Source organism: Niallia sp. FSL W8-0177 (assembly GCF_038006285.1).
In the GTDB taxonomy this organism is placed as follows: domain Bacteria; phylum Bacillota; class Bacilli; order Bacillales; family Cytobacillaceae; genus Niallia; species Niallia circulans_A.
This window is the reverse complement of record NZ_JBBOUX010000001.1, coordinates 1427892-1451920: the sequence shown is the minus strand read 5'-3', so window position 1 is coordinate 1451920 and position 24029 is coordinate 1427892. Positions and strand designations below refer to the sequence as shown.

Below are 24029 nucleotides of genomic sequence, written 5' to 3'. Positions count from 1 at the left end.
TTCGCTGTCTCTATCATAGAAAAAAATTCTTAACATCTGCCAAGCAAAATTCTTAAGAATTTCTTAATATTGTATCTACCAATTCGATTCTCTTATTCTATCAAAGGAAAATGCTGTTCACATCCACATTTTTCTGCTTTTTTAATAAAAAAATTAAAAAATGGTTTTCAACAGTGACGATGAAAACCATTTTTTTTATTGCTTTGCCTTTATTTGTTCCCGTATCTTCTCCAATTCTTCAAGGGATAATTCCCCTAATGACTCTTTTATTTCTTTCTCCATGCGTTTGCGGTTTTTCTCTCGGTATTGATTCCACCAGTCGCGTAGTCCTTCTGTCTGATCCAATATGTAATCAATGTCGATTTCTTCTACTTCATCATCGGAAATATACTCCAATACGGCTGCCAGCATCCGGTTTAATTTATCTTCTTCTCCTTCTTTCTTTTTCGTATTCGTCTGTTCCTTTTCTACTTCTTCACTAATCTCTACATCCTTGCGAGGCATTGTTCTTCTCCTAACTGTAATTCTGTTTTTTCTAGTATTTCCGCTAGACAAATCTCTATTCTTCCAGTGCAGGAAAAAACAAAAAAACAGCGAATGTTTAGAGTAAATTAATGTTTAGGGAGTGGATAAAATGAAACCACGTCAGGAAGTTTTGCTTAAACAATTAGAAACCTATCGAAAGGAACTTTTAGGGACTGTTGAATTGGTGACAGAAGAACAAGCAGAAATCATTCCAGCGGGCTTTAGGAATAATATCCGCTGGAATCTTGGTCACCTATACGTTGACCAGTTATTATGGATTGAGGCATTGACTAAAGTACCCACTGCTATCTCAAAACAATTCAATCAATGGTTTGGTTTCGGTACTACGCCAGCCAACTTTACAGTGGAGACACCTTCTTTTACGGAATTAAAAGTACTTTTGCAATCACAACCACAAGCAATATTAGAGAAATATGGAGCTATTCTCGAAAAAGAATATCCACCAATTGATATGGGCATGCATACAATCGAACAAGTGCTGGTTCGTACGATTTTTCACGAAGGCATGCATTTACAGGTGATTAATGATATAAAAAAACTTATCTAACTAAAAATAGTCGGTCTCCAGCAAGTCTTAGCTTTCCCTAGTCGCATTTATGTAGAGTAATATATCAGACTAATTGATTCCATAACAAGAGGGATATCCCCACCAGTTTGTACAAATGATTTAGTATACTTATAAACTATATGTTCAACAGCATGGTCAGTAAATAAAATAATCCTCTCCTGTAGCAACTGTTAAAATTGATCTATCTTAATGCAGCTGTTTAAAAAAATTTTGTAAAGTTTATATGCAAACCAGATTCCTTGAGGATATCTATTAAACTCGTCATTGGCCATCATTTCTAATTTCAGCTTTTGAGGCGTGACCGATTAACTGGCTCTCGCACCCGCCTCAAAAGGAGAAATAGAAATTCGGGCGTTTTCATTTCCCTTACCTTATTCTTTAAGGATTCCTTGATCTAACGAATAAAGATAAGTAATAATATGCTCCTGAGTTAGCAAATATCGCTACTACCGTCCTAAAATTAGAATCTGACTCTAGCTTTTGGAGGCATTAAGATAATCAGGATATATTTTTACTATTGTTTTTTGATATATTGATTGTATTATTTTTTATTAAATGAACTAATAACGCGATTAAAGGCAAAGCTGTTCCGATGAGCAATGGTACTTCACTATTAAATTTATAGTATGAATAACTTCCAATCCATGAACCAAATGCTCCTCCTAAAAAGAAAATAGTCATATATAATCCATTAAGTCTATTTCTTTCCTCGGGATTCAAACTAAAGATAACTTTTTGACCTAATAATAAATTTCCTGATACCCCAACATCGATGCTAATGCCTGAGATTAAGATCAGAATCACACTCAATGGTGAATGATCTTGAACAAAAAATAATAGTACGATAGATAATAGAACGAGTGCCATTGATACATTAGTCATTGCAAAAATATAGCCTTTATCTGCTAGTTTACCAATAGTAGGAGTTAATAAAGCGCCAGCAATTGCAACAAATCCAATTAATGCAATTTCGTTATTTGAAAAATCTAGTGGTTCAGACCTTAATAAAATTGGGAGTACCGTCCAATAAAGGCTAAATGCTGCAAATAAACATGCGTGATAAAAAGCTCTTTGTTGTAAAGGAGAAGTATTTATTAGCAGCTTCACCATAGAAGCAATTAAATTGGAATATGACATGTTACTATTTGATACAACTTCATAATTAGGCAAAAATTTTAAAATAATCAGTAATACAGCAACAAGGATTATTAATGAAAATAGAAAAACCATTCTCCAGCCGTACCATTCAGTTATTCCGATAGATAGTGGACGAGCAATCATAATTCCAATCAATAAACCACTCATCACTTTACCTACATATTTACCTGTCTCCCCAACAGGTACAATCCTTATAGTTAGCGGAACTAATATTTGAGCTGCACAGGCCCCAATACCAATGATGATTGTTAATAACAAAAAGACAATTCCATTAGAAGAAATCAGTGTACCAATTAATGAAATAACGGTTAGCCCGATCAGAATAGTAATTATTTTTTTGCTTTTAAATAAGTCAGCCATTGGAACAATAAAAAATAATCCCAATCCATATCCAATTTGGGTCAAAGTAGTGAGCAATCCTGATAAATTAGAAGAGATGTTTAGATCTTTTGCAATGAACTGTACGATTGGTTGAGCATAGTAAATATTAGCAGCAAGTGATCCGCAACTAATTGCCAAAATGAAAATTAGAAAATTTGTTTTTTTAATCAATTTTATCAATCCTTTTGTTTATTTTGGTACGATCGTTCCGAAATACTAAAAAAAGAAAGACTATAGGTCTGCAATAGTCTTATCCACTAGATTATAGGCTAGATTTTTCTCTTTTTTGTATCTGGACATTAAATTAATGCTATGATTTAAACTTAATAAAGAATATGCAACTAATTCAGAGTCAGCCTCTTGTGAAATTTCTCCTTTCTTTTTTCCTTCTTCAATGACTTGCTTAAATACTTTTTCTAATTCATTAAAATCATTTATAAGTATTTCTTCTATGGAAGGATCAATATGTCCAATAAGCAGTGAAGAATTAGTTATAATACAACTTTTTGGATTGTCATCTGAATAGCATTTTTCAATATGTTGATAAAAAAAAGATTTAAGTGATCCTTTAGTGTCTATTCCGCTAAAAAGTAAATTTCTTTTTTGGCGGCCATAGTTTTTATAATGTTCTAAAACCAGTTTAAATAGTTCATCCTTATCTCCAAAACTCTCATAGAGTGTTGATCGACTTATTCCCATCTTTTCAATAAGATCTGATATGTATGTAGCATCATAGCCTTTTTCCCAAAATAAATACATAGCTTTATTCAAAGCCTGTTCTTTATTAAAGCTAATCCTTCTACCCAATTTATAACACCCCCATTCATATAAAGTAGTATAAAGTTTTCGGAACGAAAAGTCCAGAAAAAACATATTCTTAATCAAATCTTATGTTAAGAGCGCTTTTCTGGAACAATGAAAAATGTTCTTTTGTGCTTTAGAATACATTGAATTAATAAATTTGCGACATAAGGAGATGAAAAAGATGAGTTAAAAAACTCACCTTTTTTCATACTGAACAGAGTAATATTAGTATGCTTGCACAGTGATGCATTCAAAAACTTCATAAGCATTTTAGCTGGGTTGGACAATTTTAGTTCAACCTCAAGACTTTCATTAGTTTCAATTTATTTAGTACAAATAGAACATTTTAATTGTTTATTTTTATTCACAAAAGCACTATGTATAAATATTAGGCTTTAAAATAATAGTGGTGCGCAGTTCGCATAAATAGTAAAAGAGTGATTTTCAGTAAACAACACGAAACAGAAAAAGAAAGCATACCCTCTTGATATTTGACGAAGAGTTGTTTAATAAAGGTGCTAGAAAATAGTCGGTACCATACCTCCATCCATACGGATCGGAGAACCTTTGAAGGCGGATGCATAAGGGCTGCATATAAAGGCAGCTAATCTACCTATCTCAGTTGGTCTGATAAATCGCTGGATTTCAGACTGAGGTAGATTTGTAGTCATAAATTTTTTCTCTTTTTCTGAAAATGTCATATCTTCATTAGGATACATCCCCTCAATTATTTGATGAACATTTTCGGAGAGTGTTGGACCTGGCATAATCGTATTAACAGTGACTTCTTTTCCTATTGTTAATTTAGATAGACTTTTTGACAATGATAATAGCATTGTTTTTGTCATACAATATTGCGGCATTTGTCCCGAAGGCATAACTGCTTCTTCACTCGCAATAAAAATAATTCTACCAAAATTATTTTTTATCATTTTCGGTAAGTAAAATTTAGATAATCCATTTGCGGCAAGAACATTGGTATGGATATACTTTTCCCATACTTCATCGTTGACGTCCTCGTATTTCATTATTTCATAAATCCCCATATTGTTAACTAAAATATCAATTTGAGGATGCTTTTTAAATAATGCTTCCCTTTGTTGAATATCTACTATATCAACAGTGGCATTTTGAGGGAAGGTATCAGGGAACTCTAGTTTAATTTCATTTACAGTTTGTTCCACCTCCTCGTAATTTCGGCCATTAATTAGTACATTAACACCTTCTTTTGCTAGTTCAATGGCAATTCCTTTGCCGATCCCTCTTGATGATCCAGTGACTAAAGCTGTTTTATTTTTTAAATCTAGCTGCATAATCCATTGCTCCTTTTAGTTTTAAGTAAATTCTAGTTATTATTAATACTTATCCGACTGTTAATACAGTTCCAAAAGTAAACGGTCAATTAATCAAGTTTAAACCGAAATATTCAGTGCGCCATTTTAAAGGAGTAGCGCCTTCCCAAAGATGAAAGGCTCGATAGAAGGAGTTTTGGTCTTCATATCCAATTAAAAAGGCGACCTCTTTAATATCAAGTGAGGGGTCTGCCAGGTACTCTTTTGCCTGCTCATGTCGAACTTTTGTTAACAAATGCTTGAAGCTCGTGCCTTCTTCCGTAAGCCGTCGCTGCAAGGTACGATCGCTTACCCCTAACTCGCTCGCGATAGTCTGAATATCAGGGCGACCTCCTGTTAGGCTGCGTTTCATGATCCACTTGACTGTCTCAGTAATAGAAGATCTTCGTGCCTGCTCATTCAACGACTGTTCCAGTACGGGAGTTAATATCTCTAGCAATTCTGCATTGTATGAGACAAAGGGACGATCCAGATCTGCTCGATGTATAGTCAACCTGTTACAATTTGTACCGAGCTGAATTCGGCAGCCAAAGTAATCTTCAAGTAACTGTCGGTCGCCAATTGAATGGCTCGAAAATTCTACGAATCTTGCTGTCAAATGTTGACCTGTCCCCCGACGTCCCAGTTCGAGAAGAAATGCCATCGTAATACAAATTAATATGGTCAGACCGGGTTGTTCACTATGCAATGATTTTATTTCAATTGTACAGTGTTCCCCTTCCTCGGTAATATGTAAGCTTTCAGGAGGGCACAGTTGTTTGTACCTAGCCATCCGCTTTAAGGCATCACGGTAGTCACGAGCATGGTAAGTTGCTAAGACAGTCGGTGGGAAATGATCTGTTTCAAAGGATGCCGCAAGCTTGATGATTCCTTTCGCAGTGTCATCAATGAGAGCGGAATAAGCCTGCCATATCGCAAAATATTGGGCTGTGGTGACAACTGAATCAGAAATAATGGTTAATGGCAATTGTGCTTTTCGAACTACATCGAGAGCGTCTATCCCCAATGGACTTAATCCTGTCCAAAATCCTGCCGGAACTTTAATACGGTCAGAAGCATACAACGTCATATATGGGCCTCCTTTCTCTATTTACATTAGTAGGTTTTAAGTGTAATTGTGTCCTTCTTTACAAATGGTACCGTTTAATAATACCTCCCCGATAATGTCTTGTAACTAGCAAACCGCGACAAATCACTTGCAAACTACGCCAATATTATAAATAATGATTTTTTATTAGTCGTTACTATTCCATTTTATTTCTTATTGTTGGCGTATATAGGATATGAAAAACGGCCAGACAGAAATCCGGTCGTTTTTCATGTTAATTACATATCTAATTGGATTGTTTTTTCCTTTTTGTGTTCCAATAGAGAAACCTATTATACTTGAAATCTTTTGTCCTTTCACCTTGTTTTCAACTTTTTATGTAGCTGCCACGAGAAGACTTTAATACCATAAAAATAGCTATAGCTAATCCAAGTACTCCTACCCAGGTTATGGAACCTAGCGATACTTTTTCTACAAATATCCCACCAATTCCTGCCCCTGCAGCCATCGATAATTGTATCATTGACTGGTTTAGTCCTAGAAGTACACCTGATGATTCTGGTTTTATGGTTGCCAAATTGAACTGTTGTGCTGGAGCTGATGTCCACGCAGCAAAGGACCACAATATTAGGATGATTACAACACCAACATAAATGTGCGTGATTAATGATAAAAGAATAAGCATAACAATGTGTAGTAGCATCGAACCTATTAATGTACGTGATACACCCCATTTGTCTGTACTATAACCACCGAATTTCGAGCCGAATAAACTAGCAACTCCGAATATAAGCAGAACACCACTTAATAATTTTTCATGGATACCCGAAATGTTCAAAAGGTAAGGAGATAAATAGGTATAAGCGACTGAATACCCGCCAAGCCAGAAGAAGGTGATGGATAAACCAATCGCTACTTTTCGATCCTTTAGTAGAGAAAGTTGTTGTATTAATGGAACCGGTTCATCCCCTTTTGTTGGTGGTATTACAAATGAGATGATGATCATCGCTAATAATCCAAGTAACGCAATTCCGCCAAATACTGCTTTCCAGTCAAATGCATCTGTAATAATTCGCCCTAGAGGAACACCAATGATTAAAGATGCTGTAAAGCCCATGACTACAGTAGCAATGGCACTACCTTGTTTACCTTCAGGTGCTATTTTTGCCGCGATAGTCAGAGCTGTAACAACTACCATTCCAGCACCTAATGCCATTATTATTCTTGAGAAAACAAATAACGTGTAACCTGGCAATAAGAATGCAAGTATGTTTGCTATCACAAACAAGCCTAATGATACGATTATAAGCTTGCGTCTATCCATGCTTGCCGTAAGTGCCATAAGAATGGGTGTAAAGATTGCATAGACAAGTGAAAATATCGTTATTAATTGTCCTGCAGCCGCCAAAGTAATTCCTAGTGAATCTGCAATGTTATCCAATACACCAGAGATAATATACTCCGATGTTCCAACTAAAAAACTAATAAGTGCTAAAATATAAATTTTAAATGTGTTAGACAAAATAATCTCTCCTTCGTATAATATATTCACATATCTAGAAAAGACGATATGTGAATCATAAGTATAAACATATCGTGATATGTCGATATGTTTAGCGTAAATAAAGCTGAATTCTCCGAGAGAATTCAGTTACATTTACTTTAGATCTCTTGCTCCAAAATAGCTGCAATATTTTTTATTGCTTCTTCATCTCTTTTGTAATACGTATACTTTCCAATACGCTCTGTCTTAATCAAACCAGCTCGCAAAAGTATATTTAGGTATTGAGAAGCTGTCGATTGCGTCATTTTTAATTGCTCTGTTATTTGACTAACGCATACCCCTGTTTTTCTCATATCAATCCCTTCATGGGGTACAAAATGACGTTCAGGTTCTTTTAGCCAGTGTAAAATTTGCAGCCTTGATTCATTTGATAAGGCTTTAAAGATTTCAATAGGTTTCATGTCTTTTATTATATCTAAAAAATGCGATATGTCAATTTGTATTTAGTTAAATTTACAGATGAGGGAAGTGTTATAAAATATAAACATCTATTCTTGCGTTGACAAAGCAACTGCTAGTATCCCGAAAATTGCTTTTGTAGAGCTATTTATCTTTTGTATATGACTTATCCTATCAACTAAATTTTTTCTATTATTGATAATTCCGTTGTTAGCAATCGGAACAGACCATTTTATAATAGGTATCTTCCTTTAATTTCTTTTCTCCTTTTTCCTTTCAACAAAAACATCCTTCGAGAATAAGACATACACTAAATATGGTCTTATTCTCGGAGGATTTCTTCTTCGGTACGTTTTTATCCTATTTTGTAAATTTTCAGTAGTGCATTATTTTTTATTATCTTTTGCAATCTTCTTAATCAAAGCTGGCAGCCAATCATCCAGATTCGTAAACGTAAATCCTGCTTTTTCTGCCTTTTCCGTATTCATATACCATGATGCAGGAATAGCATACGAAGAGAAATTTTCTTCATCTCCGTCAAGGGTAATTTTTGCAGTATGCCCTGTAACCTTTTCGATTATATGGATTAATTTTTTCATTGTAATCTTCCCATTTGCTGTCGCATTAAATGGCCCTTCCACCTCTGAAAAACCTGCCCACTTTAAAAATGCGGCCGCTTCCGAAGCAAGAATAAAGGACATTTCTGCCTCCGTATTAACAAAGCCGATCATTCTATCCTGTTGAATCCGCTCAACATGAAAATGCAGTCGGCGCGTGTAATCATCTTCCCCTAACACAATTGGAAATCTTACCGCAACAACGGGGAAATCTGCATAATGGAAAAATGCTGCTTCTGCCTGCCGCTTTCCTTCATCATAAACAAACTCGTTCTTGTCAAGTTGTATAGGATAGTTGTATGGATGAAAATCTGCCTCCCTTTTTTCGTTTCCATCTACAGAATAAGTAGATAAAGAGGAAGTAAACACCAGCTTTCCAATTTTCCCATTAAATACTTCACAAAAGTCTTTTGCTTCATTAGGCGTATAACAGATATTGTCATAAACAATATCATAGGTTTGACCTGCGAAATGATGTTGTAATTGTTCCTTTCTAGAACGATCAGCAATAATATGTTTCACTTCGTTGCCAAAGGGATGACTTACTGTCCCCCGAGTCAGAATCGTAACACGGTGTCCCTCTTTCAAAAGCATTTCCACAAGCTTCCTTCCAAAAAAACGGGTGCCGCCTAGCACTAATATATTTTTCATCTTTTTCTCCCAGTCTATGACGTTATTTAAAAAATTCCATAGAATGAAGCTAATTCCTCTTTTTAATCCATGATTTTATTTCGATAAAACTATTATTTTGCAATAAAATATTCCATATTTACAATCTGTTCTTTCTGGATTATGGGTGTCACCCCTTGAACAACTTGGTCCCCGTTATTCCACATTTCTGAGCTACGCAATTTAGCTAAATCGAAAATTCTTTCCCAGCTTTGTTCCTTTGTAATCGTTAATCTTCCCTCGTCGAATAAAGTATCTTCCTCCTCAGTCATAGGGCAAAAACCGTTATTTAACACACAATGCCAAGCATAAAAATCAGAAAACAGAATTTGATTTTTTGGTATCTCGACTGTTAAACATACAGCTTTTGTTCCTCTATTAAAATGTCCTTCCCTCTGTAAATTTGGTTTGGTCGTCCACACCCAAATAGGATAGGAACCATTATGATTCAGCCTCTTACTCATTTGTTCTATCATCCATTTATAAGCAGGAAGAAAATCTTTATCTACAAATTCTGCGTTTCCAGTTAAATAGCCAGTTTTATTTAATTGATTTACCACTTCGATTGTTTGGTTGGTGAAATATATAGGCATTTATCTATCAAACTCCTTCTCATTTTTATATAAGCTGCAAATACAGCCATCAAATAAGGACATTTGCTTTCTTCTATTTCCGAAAAAACAACAATATGGTAATATTAAACAAAATAGGAAAGGAGATGATATAAAACAGATTTTCTTTGGCGTTGGATCTTTTGTTATTTTTATTATATTGCTGATGGCTTATATCCTTGAATTTTTTATGGATTTCTCTATTTCCAATACTCTTTCTATTATACTCCTTTGGCTTCTTCCTCTCATTGGGATTAACTTTGGTTTCTTAAAAAAAGGAGTCATTCAAATTAGCGGCCTTATCGGCAATGTCCTTATCTTTTGTTACTTCAATTTTTTAGAATGAACCTTGATTTCCAATTATAATAGATTTTTTCTGGAGATGTTTATTTGCCGCAAACGCAATCATACGTACTCATCTTACTAATAAATGCCGCTATTTTTTGCCTACATTTGTATTTGTTCTTTTATTTGAACGATATCGATTTTCTTTTACAGCTTTTTTATCATTATTTTTTTGCCTATAAATTTATGGATTTAGCGCAGTAACTGGTAGATAAGTTTTTATCATCACTGGATATGTATATATGTATTACTCCTTTTCGTCACGCTTATATTCTTTCTATTCCAATTATTGCTAACAGATAAGACGGAATTTATTCCTAAAGGAGAATTCTACTTTGATTTATTTTTAGCTCTTTATGTTTTTTCTTTGATAGAGTTATTACTACTAATTTGTTTAAACGGGGTTACTTTTATTTAAAAAAATGGTTAGGAGTGTTTCATAATGAATAAGTTACATTTATTGATAAAAATTTTGATTACTGGTTTAGGTCTTCTATTAATCTTAACAAACATTGATACTCTTTGGTACAACGTTTTTATTGCATTTGTCATTGTCTATCTAATCTGTGACTTGCTTTTAAATATGTTTCGCAAAAAGGATAATGATGGAAGAGTGCAATAAATTATTGCACTCTTCCATCATTTTGGCGGCTATGCTTGAAAAAATATCCTCAAAACACTAGTTAACATAATAATATTATTATAAATTATTCTAGTGACCTATTTATCAAGCATTCTTCTTTTGCTCTTTTCTCGACCATGAAAAATAGAATAATAGAAAGCTGGTGAATGAATTGAAGTTACCACTAAAGCAACTAGAGAAAATAATTGGATCACTTCCATCTATTTCTCTTGTTGCTGAACAAGGCAGTACCTCAACCGTTTATCAAGTGGAAACTAGAAGTGGTACCTATATACTAAAAAGTGCTTTTGAAGAAAAATATCGCGATTGGCTACAGACAGAAGCAAGTGTTTTAGAAAAGTTAATCGGGAAAGAATTTATTCCTGTTCCGTATTACTATGGTTTTTTAAAGGAACAAGCCAGCAGTCATTTAATCATGTCCTATGAACAAGGGATTACCTTAACGGCAGCTTTAAACCAAGCAAAAACAGACACAGAGAAATGTGCTTTAGTTCAAAGCTTTGGCCGACTTTTACATAAACTGCATACTACAGAAATATTGGATCCTTTCCATTATGCAAATGAATGGCTATCTGAACGTCTCCTAAAAGCAGAGTATTATGTAAAAAAAGGATGGACAGAAGGATCCATTGAACTTCTCACTTTGTTGAAAAATAACAAGCCAGCGCCAATAAACCAAACGATTATACATGGAGATTGCACAACAGACAATGTTCTTGTTGTGAATGGTGCTGCAACAAAGTTCATTGATGTCGCTGGCATGACAGTTGGTGATCCTCGCTATGATGAAGCATTGGCCATTAGAAGCTTTGTTCATAATAAAAAGTTTAAAGAAGCGTTTTATGCAGGCTATAAACACTATCAGATTACCATAGATGAATTTCGATATTTTGACGAAGGCTTGTATGAATTTTTCTAATACCAAAACAAATTGGTTAATGAGTGGCACACTATTTATAGGTATTAAAATGTCCTCTCAGAAAGGACATTTTAATACCTTTTGTCTTTTTGTGGTGCCAGGCACTCTTAATGGACACTCTTAAGAATCCGTTGCTCAAACCCTTTTGTAAGTGGCACGACGATGATGCCGGCGATGACAAGTTGCATGATATTACCTGGCACGGAACCGAATGGCTGGATCCAGTTGCCATAAAGGATCACTTCTGTAAAATAGTAGCCGACAACTTTGATGATCATGGCAACTGCAACTGCCAGTATATATACAAAAGACTTTTTGCCGGGCATCTTTTCCGCGATAAGTCCAGCTATATATCCCATAGTACCAACGATAATAAATGTAAATGGAGCCCATAATGTCCAGCCTGACATAATATCGAATAAAGCCATTCCAAAAGCGCCTACAATCGCACCTGATTTCTTGCCAAAAAGAAATGCAGCAATCAAAAACGGCACGTTACCCAAATGGATTAGCCCCCCATTTCCCATCAATGGCAGCCTGATGTTGATAAACATTGTAGCAAGAAACGTTAAAGTAATAAAAAGTGCATTGAGAACCAGAATTCTCGTTTTGTTTTGTTTAGTCGTATACATGCATATTCTCCTCTTCCTTCGAGTATTTGTTTTTCAGTTAAAAAAAGAATATCCTCTTCTTCATGATTACTAGTATAATAAAATCTGACAATATAAAAAGTGTCAATTTTTATAAAAATAACATGGTCAGAAAGGATAGTTCCCGAATGGATATGCTTATGTTTGAATTGAATAAAAACACAACAAAACCCTTATATGAGCAGCTTTATATGGGAATCAAATCTGCTATTTTAAGCCAACAAATTGAAGTTGGAATGCAACTCCCCTCCAAAAAAAAATTGGCCGATTTCTTAAATATCAGCCAAACAACCATCGAAGTAGCATATGCTCAGCTAGTTGCAGAGGGATTTATTGTCTCAAAACCACGGATCGGTTTTTTTGTAGAGGATATAAATGAATTGCCTTATATTGAAACAGAACATGATGAGTTACCTATAGAGGATACAGGGAAAGAAATGATCCGAATTGACTTTCATCCTGGAAAAATCGATACAGATTCCTTTCCTTTTTCCCAGTGGAGAAAGTATGCAAAAAATTTATTTGATACACCGTCAAAGGAGTTGCTACAGATTGGAGAACCACAAGGGGAATACACTTTACGGGCGGAAATAGCCAAATACCTCTATCAATCACGAGGGATTGTATGTAAGCCAGAACAAATTGTGATTGGTTCAGGAACAGAACAACTCTTCCCCATGATTTTACGGTTGCTTGAAAAAGATTCAACCATAGCCCTTGAAAATCCTGGCTATTCAGCAAGCCCAAGAATTCAACTGCAAAATAAAACGATCCCTGTTCCAGTTGATGAAGACGGATTGATAGTGGAACAGCTTGAAAAAACAATGGCGAATGTAGTCTATATTACACCTTCTCATCAATTTCCGACAGGTGCGATTCTTTCCGCCACAAGGAGAACACAGTTAATGCAGTGGGCAGCAAAAAGTAAAACTCGCTATATCATTGAAGATGATTACGACAGCGAGTTTCGTTACACCGGTAAACCCATTCCCGCCTTACACGGGATGGACCAAAACGACAAGGTGATTTATCTAAGTACCTTCACCAAGTCATTAATGCCCTCATTGCGATTGGCCTATTTTCTTTTGCCTTCCACATTGCTGAAGAAATATAAGGAAACATTCAGTTATTATTCGGCAACTGTCCCTAGATTCGATCAGCATATAGTAGCCAGCTTCATGAGAGACGGTTATTTTTCAAAACACTTAAATCGGATGCGGAAAATTTACCGTAAAAAACTTGATAGACTGACCCATATCTTTAAAACAGATTATCCTGAAGTCATCATCACTGGAGATCAAGCCGGGATGCATATTTTAATTTCCCTTCCCTTGCAAAAAAGTGAAAATGAGTTAAAAGCTATCGCAGCAAAAAGCCACATCTCCATTTATCCTTTAAGCGATTATCTGATAGAACCAATCGAATATAAGTATCCAACATTCCTGTTAGGATTTGGAGGCATCCCCTTAGAAAAAATCGAGGAATGCATTCATCAATTAATGCAATGCTGGGAAATGGCAAAATAATCTAGCTTGTCCTAACTCCAGCTAGACTCTCTATTTGGTTTATACTAATGCACAGTATTATTTAAGAAGTAATGTTCATTTTTCTATTAACTAGATTATTGAATAATAAAGAAACGTCTAGACCTTATTTAGCATGGTTTTAGACGTTTAATGATTTAAGCGTTCATACGATAAGTACAATCCATCGAACGATACATTAGCTGCCATTACTAGAAAGTCGTCGGTAACTTGATAGGCCATCATAGGTAACTTAATTTGATTACTATTTTTTTCAAAGCCAAAGCATTTTCTCCTAAAAAAAATAAAATGCCCCACCTTGAACCGCATTATTTAAGAGTTATGGTGGGTTTTGGCACATTAGCATAATATAGCTTTAGCCATGGCAAGTAACAGCCTAGTTTATTAAACTAAAGTACCTGTTACTTTAAGTACAATAGTTTACAAACTCATATCTATGTTGATATAATAAAAGGCTTCAGGCTATGAGTCTTTTTGTATAGGTTATCTTTTAAATCCACCTTCTGAATGAATAATCTGACCTGTAATCCAAGTTGCTTCATCACTCACTAGAAATTTAATGGTTTTTGCAACATCTTTCGGCTCACCTATTCTACCAAAAGGAAACATCGGTTTTAATTGAGTTTTTATTTCCTCTGTCATCCAGCCAGTATCAGTTGGACCTGGATTTATTGTGTTGACCGTTATACCTAACGGGGCTAATTCATTTAACATATACCATCTATATTTTTAAAGGATGTAGATGTTTTTTTATTTCCTAAAAAGCATTCAGAACCTATCTCGTGATGTAGAAATAGTTATTGAACTAAACTCATCCTTTATCACCTTAATAGATAAAAGTGCATTCCTCCATCTTGAATCAATGTAACACTTAGCTGAAGAACTAGTGTATTATCTTATCTCTTTAAAGTCCCTATCCAAACATCTCCCTTGTCGAGACTATATTGCAGGAAACTCCCATCTTCATCTTTAATTCTTACGGCATCATAGGCTTTTCCCTTAATTCTTGATACTTCTTTTTCGGTTAAAGCACCTTCTTCTAACCATTCATTTAAGTCATTTTCATCGTAATAATCACTCTCTATATGCAAATCCCATTCAAATTGTTCTAACTTGTCTCTCAAAGAATGAAATTTATCAAAAGGAAATCCCTTATTTTCTTGCCTTCTTTTGAAGGTTTCATCATAAAAATCAAGACAATTTCTATATGCGACAACAATTTGTGAGTTAATAAAATGAGGGTCATAAAGCCAGAGTTTCAAATAAAAGTCTTCCTCTTCTTTTTTCATTTTTTGATGCCACTCTAGGTAAACCTCGATCATTGCATCAAGTAAAAGGCTTTGATACCAATTAGGAGGGTTTCTTCGTTCTAATTTATAAAAAGGATGAATCCATAATTTTTCGTATTGTCTTTGATAATTCCTTAAGTAGTCCATATCTAAATTGATTGCATTTTGCTTCCATCTTTCGATTTTTCTTTTATGTCTTTTCCAACCTCGTATTTTCTTCTTTTTTGAAAAATAAAACACTTATACACTTCCTTTATTGATTTATATAACTCAATGATACCTTATCTTCTTGTTTAACTAACCTCCTTTAGTTCGTAAAGTTAAGATACTTCTTTGGGGGCAAATAATCTCCAGTTCAGTGAATCAACTATAAGTTATTGAAAAAACTCAGTTGCAATTCTATTAAGTTCAGAAGGATTCTCTATAATAGCCCAGTGACCACAGTTTTCAATCTCAATCAGTTCAGCATGAGGAATATAATCTAAAAGCAGCTCCTTTATCCTCTTTGGGTTTAAAATATCATCACTTCCTTGTACTACAATAATAGGTATCTTTGATAATTTATTGATTTGGGGAATTAAATTATAGTTATTTCTAATGTCATCACCTATTCGATTATTTACTATATTATTAATGGGTGATTGATCTTTTTTCTGAATGTTGTCATATGAATATACATAATAAGGATCGATAACTTTCAACATTTCTGTCATCAGACTTACCTTTTTTCATTCTATTATGGATTATGAAAAGTTTAATTTTATCTAGTATTGACATTCTTTTTATTAATTCTTTGGAGAATTGTCTGTAACCGCTGGAACTAATACCAATTGCAGCCGTTAAAAACAATTTATTTACATTTTCAGGGTACTCAGTGGCATAAAGAAGTGCAAGTATAGAGCTCCATGATTCACCAAATAAATGTATCTTATCTAACTTCAGTTTTTTCCTCAACATCTCTAATGTTTCTACTTCATCAGCCATTGAATATTCGTTATTTAATAAATGTTCCGATTTACCACAACCAGTTTGATCATAAAGTATAAGTTTATAATTCTTAGATAATGGTAGTACATGAGGAAGAAAGAATTTATGATTACTACCAGAACCACCATGCAGAAAAATAATAGCATCTCCTTCGCCTACTACATTTATAAAAATTTTTCTGTCATTCACTAGAACATAATCTTGCCAACCTCTATTCATAATCCCCCTCCAGTATTACTTTTTAAAAATACAACTAATTTTTTATATTATTCGAACTAATCAGTCTATCTATGTTCAACATTTATCTCTTTAAGCTCTAATAAATCCTCTAAAATAGTATTCATTACTTCCCACCTTTCAACTTATTTTTATATCTTATCATTTTCCTTCTTAACCTGTCCTTTTAGTGCCTGATTGTGGAAGATGATAATCGCACCCTGTACTTTGATGTTTTTCAATTCATAAATCTTATTTTAATACCTTTTACTGGTTTAGAATAACCAAAATATTCCTCATTTTTTTACAAACCTTCCAACTTAATTTTAAATCCATATTTTTAATATCCTTCTTCCTCAAGCTTATTTAATCAATAAAGTAATGATCTATATTTTATAAAAGAAATTTGACCTTATTAGTGCTGCTCAATATTTTCTTTCAATAGGTATTAGAACGCTGGCAGTTCTTTATTAATTCGTAATTAAAAATTCACTAGCAATAGTGTGTTGACGTTAGTCTAATTAGACTATATAATATGGAAATCTAATTAGACTATCGACTATTATGTAAAGGATTGAAATTTAAATGATAAAATCTTTTTTAATGTTAGGTCAATCGAATATGGCAGGTCGAGGATTCTTGCATGAGGTAGAACCTATCTATAATGAAAAAATAAAAATGCTTCGCAACGGTCAGTGGCAAATGATGACAGAGCCTATTAATTATGACCGCCCTGTTGCTGGTGTAAGTCTAGCAGCATCTTTTGCACAGGCTTGGTCGAATGCCAACCCGGATGAAGAAATTGGTTTGATTCCTTGTGCGGAAGGTGGCAGTTCTTTGAACGATTGGCATCCGCAGGGTATTCTTTTTCAACATGCTTTATCTGAAGCTCGATTTGCACTTGAAACTAGTGAAATTTGTGGAATCCTCTGGCATCAAGGTGAAAGTGATAGCAATAATTCTCTACATGAAACGTATTATGAAAAGTTATCTCTTATCATGGAAACTTTACGTAAAGAATTAAACCTTCAAAATGTTCCATTAATCATTGGTGAGCTTGGTGATTTTCTAGGAAAATCTGGTTTCGGAAAGTACTCATCAGAGTTTCAAGAAATAAACGACCAATTACGTCGATTCGCTCACGAGCAGCAAAATTGTTATTTTGTATCAGCAAAAGGTCTAACTGCCAATCCAGATGGTATTCATTTGAACGCCGTTTCTCAACGAAAATTCGGTTATCGCTACTTCGAAGCATTTTCGAAAAAATGTCATATCTTAGAGCCTCTTTCAGATGAAAATCAATCACTAAAAATAAACAATAACTATTCAAAAACAGAACAAATTTATATTCACAGTATGAATTTGACTCTAGGTAAAATCACATACGCTGAATTTGAAGCCCAAATGACGAAGGTGATGCGCCCTTGATTCCCTTACTTATCCTTGGCTTACTTATTCAAAACCCTGGCGCTCATGGATACGAACTATTAAGTTTAATGGAAAAACGACACTATAAATATATCGTTAACTTCACTAAAGGATCATTTTATTACAATTTACAACAACTTGAAGAAAAAGGCTTGATTGAACAAACACATCAAATAAGTCCAAACAATGGGCGTGAAATGCACCCCTTTAAAATCACGTCTTTAGGAAGAGAAGAATTCGATAAATTAATGGTCAAATATGGGACTAAATCCGAGTATGTAAACTTACAATTCTATGGGTCGTTACTCTTTGCAGATGAATTCGATAAAAATAAATTATTAGAATTAATCCAATCACAAATTGATCAAACTGAAGCCAGAATTGCTCTTCTCGATGAATACCTAGCTATCACTAAAGAATTACCTGGTAAAATTGATTATTTTCGTCGCATGAACGAAAATTCTCGTTCACACCATTTAGTGAACTTAAATTGGTTTAAAGAATTGAAAGCAGACATAGAAGAAGCAACTGTGTAAATAAACACTAAAATCCCGTATCAATATTACTTAGTAAAATTGATACGGGATTTTTCATGTAATTTTTTGTAGTCCAGCAACTTTACAGTTACGTTCTGGCTAACTACTTCTAAACTAACATCAGAAAATGAATGTGCTAAGGCAACAATTAAACTAACACAATACTTAATAGTATATTCACAATATAGTATTCCTGAATATAGCCCGATTGTTGAACACTAGTTAAAAATCACTGTTGAACTGAGGCTGCCCGTTTTGTGGTACAAGAAAATTATTTATAACAGGAGTGCTAAACTTTTAATATAAAAAACAAGTTGCTATATTCAACTTGTTTTTAGGAATAGGGTACAACTATTAAATTAAAAGTTACTTATTATTCTATATCATTTAATTGCTTATTTAGGATATACCTTTTTAAATCGTTCACACACAACTAACATATCTTGTGTAAATGCTATATCATATTCCTTTAATAATTCTGTAAAGAACTTCTCGTGAGCATCCCACCAGAATTGATAATCACCTTCACCTTCGGCTAAAGCAAATTCCTCGGTTACCTCATTCATTGGAACAATTTGAACTGATTCAATTTCAATAATAGCAACTGGATTTTCCTTACCATTTAAAATAATATAATATTCACCAACTTTAGGAATAGCTTCTTTTTCAATTTCGTAAAACACATAACCCGAAGTTGTAGCTGTCTTTTTTCCATTTACAACTAATTCTGCTAACCAATCAGCCGAAGCACCAAATTGAGTAGCATCTTTATATTGAACCCCTTCTTTTTGGGTGTCTATACAAAATTGATTCCAAAATTCATTAACTCTGTTATTCATTTTCCTACTTCTTCCTTTATTAATATTTTAACTCCTTTAATCTAAATACTTATTCTAGGTTACTTTGAATTATCCTTCTTGCACTAACCTGCTCCGTTCGTACCATAGCCAAAAAAGGTAAATCCTTCATGGATTAATTCCTCGATAGTTCTATGAGCTCCCAAATTTATTGTAAATTCTTTTTAAATAAAACTCTATCTTGATTTGGTCCGTCATAGTCCTTATAAACAGTAACTCCATCTACGACTGCATTTCCTTGTTCAATATCAAAACCCATATTAGTATGAAAGAAAATTGAAATTTTATTAATAGGTGAGGTTACACAACGGATTATACTAGCACCTTTTTGTTTAACCACATAAAAAAATTTATTGTAGAGTGTTTTTCCTACATTGTGTTTTCTATATTTTGGGTGCACTCCAACGAAATGAATATATGCCTCTTCAGGCTGTGATTGTGATAAAAACCCAATTAGAAACCCCACTATTTCCCCATCTTTTTCAGCAATAAAACTTGTATCTGTAAAATGATCAAAAAAGAGCTTTGGTAACTTATCAGCCATTTGTCTTCCCCCCCACCATTGATTTAGTAATGGCGAGATTTCATAATAATCTAAACTGTTTACTGAACGAATCTTCATTTTTAATCCCCCTACACTTGTATGCTATATTTACCCAATCCCACACTTATTACCAATTCTAGCACATCTATTATTCAATTTAATCAACTATCCTACTTTAGCAAGAAATACGATACCTCTTTGTTGAGGTATCGCACTCACAATCATTCCATCTCTTAAGAAAAAAAGAGCTGACACAAGCAGCTCTTTGATCTAAAAAATAAATTTATTTTTTTATAACTGCAATCCAAATTTTGCTTTTCACAAATGGTGAAGTTAAATCTTTGGTTTTAATCGACAAGATTTGGGTCCTTCTGTTACTTGATAATTAGAAGATGGAAACCACTCAGAAAAAATCCTCCCCCAAGTTTCCTGTAAAGTACTAGGAAAAGCTCCCGTTGATTCAAATATCGTCCAGGTTAATGCAGGAACTTCAAGTTTTGAAAAGTTTTCAGGACATTCTTCTGTTGCTGCTACTCCTATATACTGATCAAGCTCTCCTTTTTCTTCCATACGTCCATCAGAAAAGTTTGTAGATGCTTGAATCATACCTTTAGATTCAACATTAGAGAGTTTTTTAATTGATCTATTTTTTCCATAGTCAAAGATTTCCACATTGCTGTATTTCCGGGTTTTTCCCTTCAAAAATAATTGGAACTCTTTTCATCATACCAATCGTTTAGGATTTTTCTTCGAGTCTCGAAGGCTCTATTGTGACATTCCCAATTTTTTATCGGATTTTTCCCATCTGCCCAAGTTCCTTTTAATTTACACCAGCTCGTACAGCAAGTTCTACGTACTTTTTAACTATGGTTCGCTTAAATTCAATATTCCTTTAATCATTTAATATCTCCCCTGTTGCTCTTGTGTAATTTTACGCAGAACCCTGATCTACATAAAACTAACCTGCTTCGTTTCTACATGAGTAAGATTTCACTTATTACAGGAATGCTGCCCCGTTAGCTTAACAAGATAAAGGTAGATCACATCAATTGAAGTTCAAGAAAATCTAAATTATAATCTATAGAAAAAAGAAAAAAATACCATCTGTTCTCTTTGCTAAAATCTTCATCTGATCTTCCATCCTTCTTATCTTTACAATTCTCCCTCAAGATACTTTATTAGGTACAATTCAGGCTGTTCGAGGAACTCTGTAAAGCTGCATAAATCCAGATACGTCTGATGCTCTACATCATAACATCCTATCAGGCCTTTATTCTTTGGGTTCCAAACCAACTGTAGGTCAGAGTAATTGTCGATATCAGCTGAAAGACGAAGCAGCTTTTGTCTACCGATTTTCATCTCAATTGTATCGTTCAGCGTAAAAAAATCTATATACTCGATTTCATATTCATTTTGCGCTAGCTCAATGCGTAGCTGATTTCCTGTAAGAAAGCAGACCAGTTCATCGGGTAATTTATATTTTTTAAGCTCATTTTTCTTGTTCGCTGGATCATGGAATTCAGCCGGCTCCAGCGATTTCAAATAATTAGCCATGACCGTATCCTTATTGCTGACCGCAATCGTATATGGCCGATCGCCGTCTTTTTCCGCTTTAGTAACATCTGCACCGTGTTCAATCAAAAATTTAACCATGCCCATATTCCCCATACGAGCAGCCACCGTTAATGGAGTAGCTTGATAAGGATAGACCATATCCGGTTGATTATAATTGATGTCCACCCCATGATCGAGCAAATATTTGAGTGTCATCAGGTCATGGTCCGATGCAGCTTCACGTATGATGGCACCGCCGTACAGCTTAATATCTAATCCCAGCTCATGAATAAGCGGGATGTTTTTTTTGTTGCCATAATAGGCTTCTGAATATGCACCCGACCCCGTTTGATTATGCTTGTCCATCTCAGCTCCTTGCGCTGCAATGTAACGGACGATATCCTCCCCGCAATAACGTACAGCTCTCAAAAAAGCCGGATTATGATGAACATTCAGGTTAACGCCATGCTCTACCAGCAGCTTTATAACCTCCTTTTTCTGCAATACTAGCGCCAGATCTAACGGACTAAGAGAAATACGCTTACTAAGTACGATACCCTCCTCAATATCCCAGCCTGCTGCGATTTCCGCCTCTAAAGCCGGAATATTTCCTTTATAAATATGCATCGCCATTTCCGGCAGCTCCTGAAACCTTCCAATACCTCTCAAGACGATCAACCTTATCACTCCTTAGCTCAAAATTTTATGACACACCTTATCCGGATCTTTGTTTTTTTATTATTATAAAACTTAAACATAGTTAAATTGGGGTATTTTTTCTTTTTTTGATTATAACAAGCCTTGTAATATATATAATAGGGATCAATAAAAATACTAGTGACATTATGTTTTGATTTACTATAAAACCATAAATAAAAATTACTGTACAAATAGTTAGGATAATAAGAGTGATTCTTTCTAATAAAGATAACTTCATAGTTTTCACGCCCTTGTCTATTTTTGATTTAGTTATGGTGAAATAGGATAAATATATATTATTAGTATTACTACGATTAGTTTTAGAAAAAGTTCCCGTTATTTAACAAATCTTTACCAATAGCAAGATTTCACTTATTGCAGGAATGCTATCTCGATAGTAAGGTAATTTCATTGTCTAGTTTTTTCTGTATATCAGCATTCGTCTTTTCCGACTCCATCTATATTCTTAGGTAAAATCTGTACTTGTAAGTAGAAAACTTCCCTTGAATTCCTCCTATATTTTATGTAATTAATACTTCGTTTCGCCCATACAATATAATAAAAAGAAAAACGGAGTGATAGCCATGATCCAATTACTCGTTGAATTTGTATGTAACTTCATCTCATTCTTTATAAAAGATAAGTATAAAATTTGATTTTCTGCCGCCCGATAAAAGTAGAGCATATTAATTAAATTAATGAATTGCAGCACCCACTGGTGAGCAATCGAATCTCCGTCGAAGTCACTATTTTCAACCTTCTCCACATCTTCTATTGAAAGTTGGTCAGAAGTTATTTTAACTGGATCATCTAAGTCCACTACACACTAATAGTGATGAAGTCCTTATTCCCCTAACCAGCTTCTTTAATACCTTAATAGATAAAATTGCATTCATCCGTCTTGGATCAATACATCAGTTTCCTGAAGAACTAGCGTATTATAGTTATTCATAACTTTATTTATTACAGGAAAGTTGACCCTTAAAACCATAAAAAAAACAGCTGCCTATAGCAACTGCCCCTCCCAAGATCATTTCATTTATTTTAAGGGAAAATTTTTTTAAGTTTTTCATCTAATCCAGTAAAAAGCATGAATGCTGTTATTGGTATGCCCATAAGTAGCACAAAAGGTAGGGATGTATGTTCATTTGGTCCTAAAACTAGGTAAGCTAATAACATAATTGTTGCTAATCCTATATAATTCTTTAAAAATGATGCCATTGAAGCTTTCCTCATATTTATTACCTCACTTAGTATTTATTGTTAAAGATATCAACATAAAATAATCACCATTTTTCCCCTTATATTTTAAACTATAACACAAAATTCATGAATTCCTTAGCAATTATTCTAATGAGATGTAAATTAAAATTCCTTCTAGCTATTTAATTAACCAGCCCCCTTTAGTGCCTGCATAAATAAAAAAGCATTCATCCGTCTTGGATCAATGCCCCGGTATAGTTTAAGAACAATTCTTCACTTACTTTAGTTTCTTACAATGATGCTACCTATTTTAAGCAAGTTCCCCTTTGTGTAAACTATATAGTGATATATTTGTAATCCTGATCTATATGCTTTCTTGTAACAATTTCATTTTCATCTAAGCCATTACATATTGCAAAAAAACCTTCATTAGTTTCAAAACCGACGCCAATCAATTGTTCCATCCATTGAATAATTTCAACAGTATTTATTTCTTTCTTAAAAAATTTATTAAGCTCTACCAATTTGTTCTTTTTCCAAACTAGTTTTCTACCAAAGTAATTAATCTCTTGTAACAGGTCAATGTGATCAAAAGTTACAGCATATTGATTAGTCTTGTATGCACATAGTTCTAACTGGCAAGTTTTAAATTTTAATATTACTGGCAGGTCATTAAACCATTCATCATTAATACTATCCCAGGACACCCATAGTTCTTCTATTGTTTGCCCTTTCAGAGATTCCAGCTTATATTTATATTCTGCTATGATTTTAAATGATTCTTCATACAATTTGGGATTGTAATTTTTTATTCCTAAGATAAAATTCCCTCCTTCTCCATGTTCCTTTATAGTGCTCCGTTATTAATTAAGGCTATGCCTTAATTGGTGCGGTTGTT

25 protein-coding genes and 2 pseudogenes are annotated in these 24029 nt (G+C 34.1%); 6 read left to right on the top strand and 21 right to left on the bottom strand.

Annotated features, from left to right (window positions below):
* Positions 1-195 precede the first annotated feature (195 nt).
* A complete protein-coding gene (locus NST77_RS06925; protein ID WP_095328357.1) occupies positions 196-504 on the bottom strand; it encodes a hypothetical protein in 309 nt (102 codons plus the stop codon).
* 130 nt (positions 505-634) lie between these two features.
* Here NST77_RS06925 and NST77_RS06920 point away from each other — a divergent pair, with 130 nt between their 5' ends.
* The gene (locus NST77_RS06920) at positions 635-1093 is read left to right on the top strand and encodes a DinB family protein (RefSeq protein WP_095328356.1); all 459 of its coding nucleotides are present in this window, start codon (positions 635-637) and stop codon (positions 1091-1093) included.
* Positions 1094-1612: 519 nt separating this feature from the next.
* On the opposite strand, the gene NST77_RS06915 is transcribed toward NST77_RS06920, so the two are convergent.
* From NST77_RS06915 to NST77_RS06880, 8 genes are all read right to left on the bottom strand, one after another.
* Entirely contained in the window at positions 1613-2824 is a 1212-nt protein-coding gene (locus tag NST77_RS06915; RefSeq protein ID WP_172859273.1) for an MFS transporter, read from the bottom strand.
* A 60-nt stretch (positions 2825-2884) separates the two neighbouring features.
* The gene (locus tag NST77_RS06910) at positions 2885-3460 is read right to left on the bottom strand and encodes a TetR/AcrR family transcriptional regulator (protein WP_095328354.1); all 576 of its coding nucleotides are present in this window, start codon (positions 3458-3460) and stop codon (positions 2885-2887) included.
* A gap of 515 nt (positions 3461-3975) precedes the next feature.
* A complete protein-coding gene (locus NST77_RS06905) occupies positions 3976-4770 on the bottom strand; it encodes an SDR family NAD(P)-dependent oxidoreductase (protein ID WP_123257561.1) in 795 nt (264 codons plus the stop codon).
* 85 nt (positions 4771-4855) lie between these two features.
* Positions 4856-5878: a helix-turn-helix transcriptional regulator gene (locus NST77_RS06900; RefSeq protein ID WP_172859274.1), complete on the bottom strand. Its 1023-nt coding sequence runs from the start codon at positions 5876-5878 to the stop codon at positions 4856-4858.
* Between the two features lie 346 nt (positions 5879-6224).
* Positions 6225-7379 carry an MFS transporter gene (locus NST77_RS06895; protein WP_341122830.1) on the bottom strand — a complete coding sequence of 385 codons (1155 nt, stop codon included), beginning with the start codon at positions 7377-7379 and terminating at the stop codon, positions 6225-6227.
* A 140-nt stretch (positions 7380-7519) separates the two neighbouring features.
* Positions 7520-7822 (bottom strand): ArsR/SmtB family transcription factor, encoded by a 303-nt coding sequence (locus tag NST77_RS06890; RefSeq protein ID WP_047940192.1) that lies wholly within the window; start codon positions 7820-7822, stop codon positions 7520-7522.
* A 384-nt stretch (positions 7823-8206) separates the two neighbouring features.
* Positions 8207-9088, bottom strand: coding sequence for an NAD-dependent epimerase/dehydratase family protein (locus tag NST77_RS06885; RefSeq protein ID WP_172860292.1), 882 nt, complete (start codon positions 9086-9088; stop codon positions 8207-8209).
* A 92-nt stretch (positions 9089-9180) separates the two neighbouring features.
* On the bottom strand, positions 9181-9699 hold the full coding sequence (locus NST77_RS06880; RefSeq protein WP_172860291.1) for a DUF3841 domain-containing protein: 519 nt from the start codon (positions 9697-9699) through the stop codon (positions 9181-9183).
* Positions 9700-10504: 805 nt separating this feature from the next.
* Here NST77_RS06880 and NST77_RS06875 point away from each other — a divergent pair.
* The gene (locus NST77_RS06875) at positions 10505-10684 is read left to right on the top strand and encodes a hypothetical protein (RefSeq protein ID WP_095328347.1); all 180 of its coding nucleotides are present in this window, start codon (positions 10505-10507) and stop codon (positions 10682-10684) included.
* Positions 10685-10847: 163 nt separating this feature from the next.
* On the top strand, positions 10848-11624 hold the full coding sequence (locus tag NST77_RS06870) for an aminoglycoside phosphotransferase family protein (protein ID WP_249878638.1): 777 nt from the start codon (positions 10848-10850) through the stop codon (positions 11622-11624).
* Positions 11625-11731: 107 nt separating this feature from the next.
* On the opposite strand, the gene NST77_RS06865 is transcribed toward NST77_RS06870, so the two are convergent.
* Positions 11732-12256 carry an ECF transporter S component gene (locus tag NST77_RS06865; protein WP_123257558.1) on the bottom strand — a complete coding sequence of 175 codons (525 nt, stop codon included), beginning with the start codon at positions 12254-12256 and terminating at the stop codon, positions 11732-11734.
* A gap of 146 nt (positions 12257-12402) precedes the next feature.
* Here NST77_RS06865 and pdxR point away from each other — a divergent pair, with 146 nt between their 5' ends.
* Positions 12403-13800: a MocR-like pyridoxine biosynthesis transcription factor PdxR gene (pdxR, locus tag NST77_RS06860; RefSeq protein WP_171509571.1), complete on the top strand. Its 1398-nt coding sequence runs from the start codon at positions 12403-12405 to the stop codon at positions 13798-13800.
* A gap of 501 nt (positions 13801-14301) precedes the next feature.
* Here pdxR and NST77_RS06855 read toward each other — a convergent pair.
* The 4 genes and pseudogenes from NST77_RS06855 to NST77_RS06840 form a co-directional block, all read right to left on the bottom strand.
* Positions 14302-14523 (bottom strand): annotated as a pseudogene (locus NST77_RS06855) (SDR family oxidoreductase); the annotation flags it as partial.
* Positions 14524-14714: 191 nt separating this feature from the next.
* Positions 14715-15290: a hypothetical protein gene (locus NST77_RS06850; RefSeq protein WP_371471106.1), complete on the bottom strand. Its 576-nt coding sequence runs from the start codon at positions 15288-15290 to the stop codon at positions 14715-14717.
* Positions 15291-15481: 191 nt separating this feature from the next.
* Positions 15482-15808, bottom strand: coding sequence for an alpha/beta fold hydrolase (locus NST77_RS06845; RefSeq protein ID WP_204259839.1), 327 nt, complete (start codon positions 15806-15808; stop codon positions 15482-15484).
* The gene (locus NST77_RS06840) at positions 15771-16313 is read right to left on the bottom strand and encodes an alpha/beta fold hydrolase (RefSeq protein ID WP_171509570.1); all 543 of its coding nucleotides are present in this window, start codon (positions 16311-16313) and stop codon (positions 15771-15773) included. The genes NST77_RS06845 and NST77_RS06840 overlap by 38 nt, the downstream gene beginning before the upstream one ends.
* Positions 16314-16895: 582 nt before the next feature.
* Between NST77_RS06840 and NST77_RS06835 the strand changes: the two genes are divergently transcribed.
* Positions 16896-17738, top strand: a complete 843-nt coding sequence (locus NST77_RS06835) for a sialate O-acetylesterase (RefSeq protein ID WP_095328341.1) — start codon at positions 16896-16898, stop codon at positions 17736-17738.
* Entirely contained in the window at positions 17735-18274 is a 540-nt protein-coding gene (locus NST77_RS06830) for a PadR family transcriptional regulator (protein WP_172860336.1), read from the top strand. Before NST77_RS06835 ends, NST77_RS06830 begins: the two co-directional genes overlap by 4 nt.
* Before the next feature lie 395 nt (positions 18275-18669).
* On the opposite strand, the gene NST77_RS06825 is transcribed toward NST77_RS06830, so the two are convergent.
* The 7 genes and pseudogenes from NST77_RS06825 to NST77_RS06795 form a co-directional block, all read right to left on the bottom strand.
* Positions 18670-19113 (bottom strand): ASCH domain-containing protein, encoded by a 444-nt coding sequence (locus NST77_RS06825; protein ID WP_095328339.1) that lies wholly within the window; start codon positions 19111-19113, stop codon positions 18670-18672.
* Between the two features lie 166 nt (positions 19114-19279).
* Complete coding sequence (locus NST77_RS06820) at positions 19280-19753, bottom strand: GNAT family N-acetyltransferase (RefSeq protein ID WP_341122828.1); 474 nt, start codon at positions 19751-19753, stop codon at positions 19280-19282.
* A 205-nt stretch (positions 19754-19958) separates the two neighbouring features.
* Positions 19959-20408 (bottom strand): annotated as a pseudogene (locus NST77_RS06815) (GyrI-like domain-containing protein); the annotation flags it as partial.
* Positions 20409-20827: 419 nt separating this feature from the next.
* Entirely contained in the window at positions 20828-21907 is a 1080-nt protein-coding gene (locus tag NST77_RS06810; protein WP_341122827.1) for an ankyrin repeat domain-containing protein, read from the bottom strand.
* Between the two features lie 550 nt (positions 21908-22457).
* Positions 22458-22748, bottom strand: coding sequence for a hypothetical protein (locus NST77_RS06805; RefSeq protein WP_095328333.1), 291 nt, complete (start codon positions 22746-22748; stop codon positions 22458-22460).
* A 224-nt stretch (positions 22749-22972) separates the two neighbouring features.
* On the bottom strand, positions 22973-23149 hold the full coding sequence (locus NST77_RS06800; protein ID WP_341122826.1) for a hypothetical protein: 177 nt from the start codon (positions 23147-23149) through the stop codon (positions 22973-22975).
* Positions 23150-23466: 317 nt separating this feature from the next.
* Positions 23467-23922 carry a hypothetical protein gene (locus NST77_RS06795; RefSeq protein ID WP_095328332.1) on the bottom strand — a complete coding sequence of 152 codons (456 nt, stop codon included), beginning with the start codon at positions 23920-23922 and terminating at the stop codon, positions 23467-23469.
* Between the last annotated feature and the right edge of the window lie 107 nt (positions 23923-24029).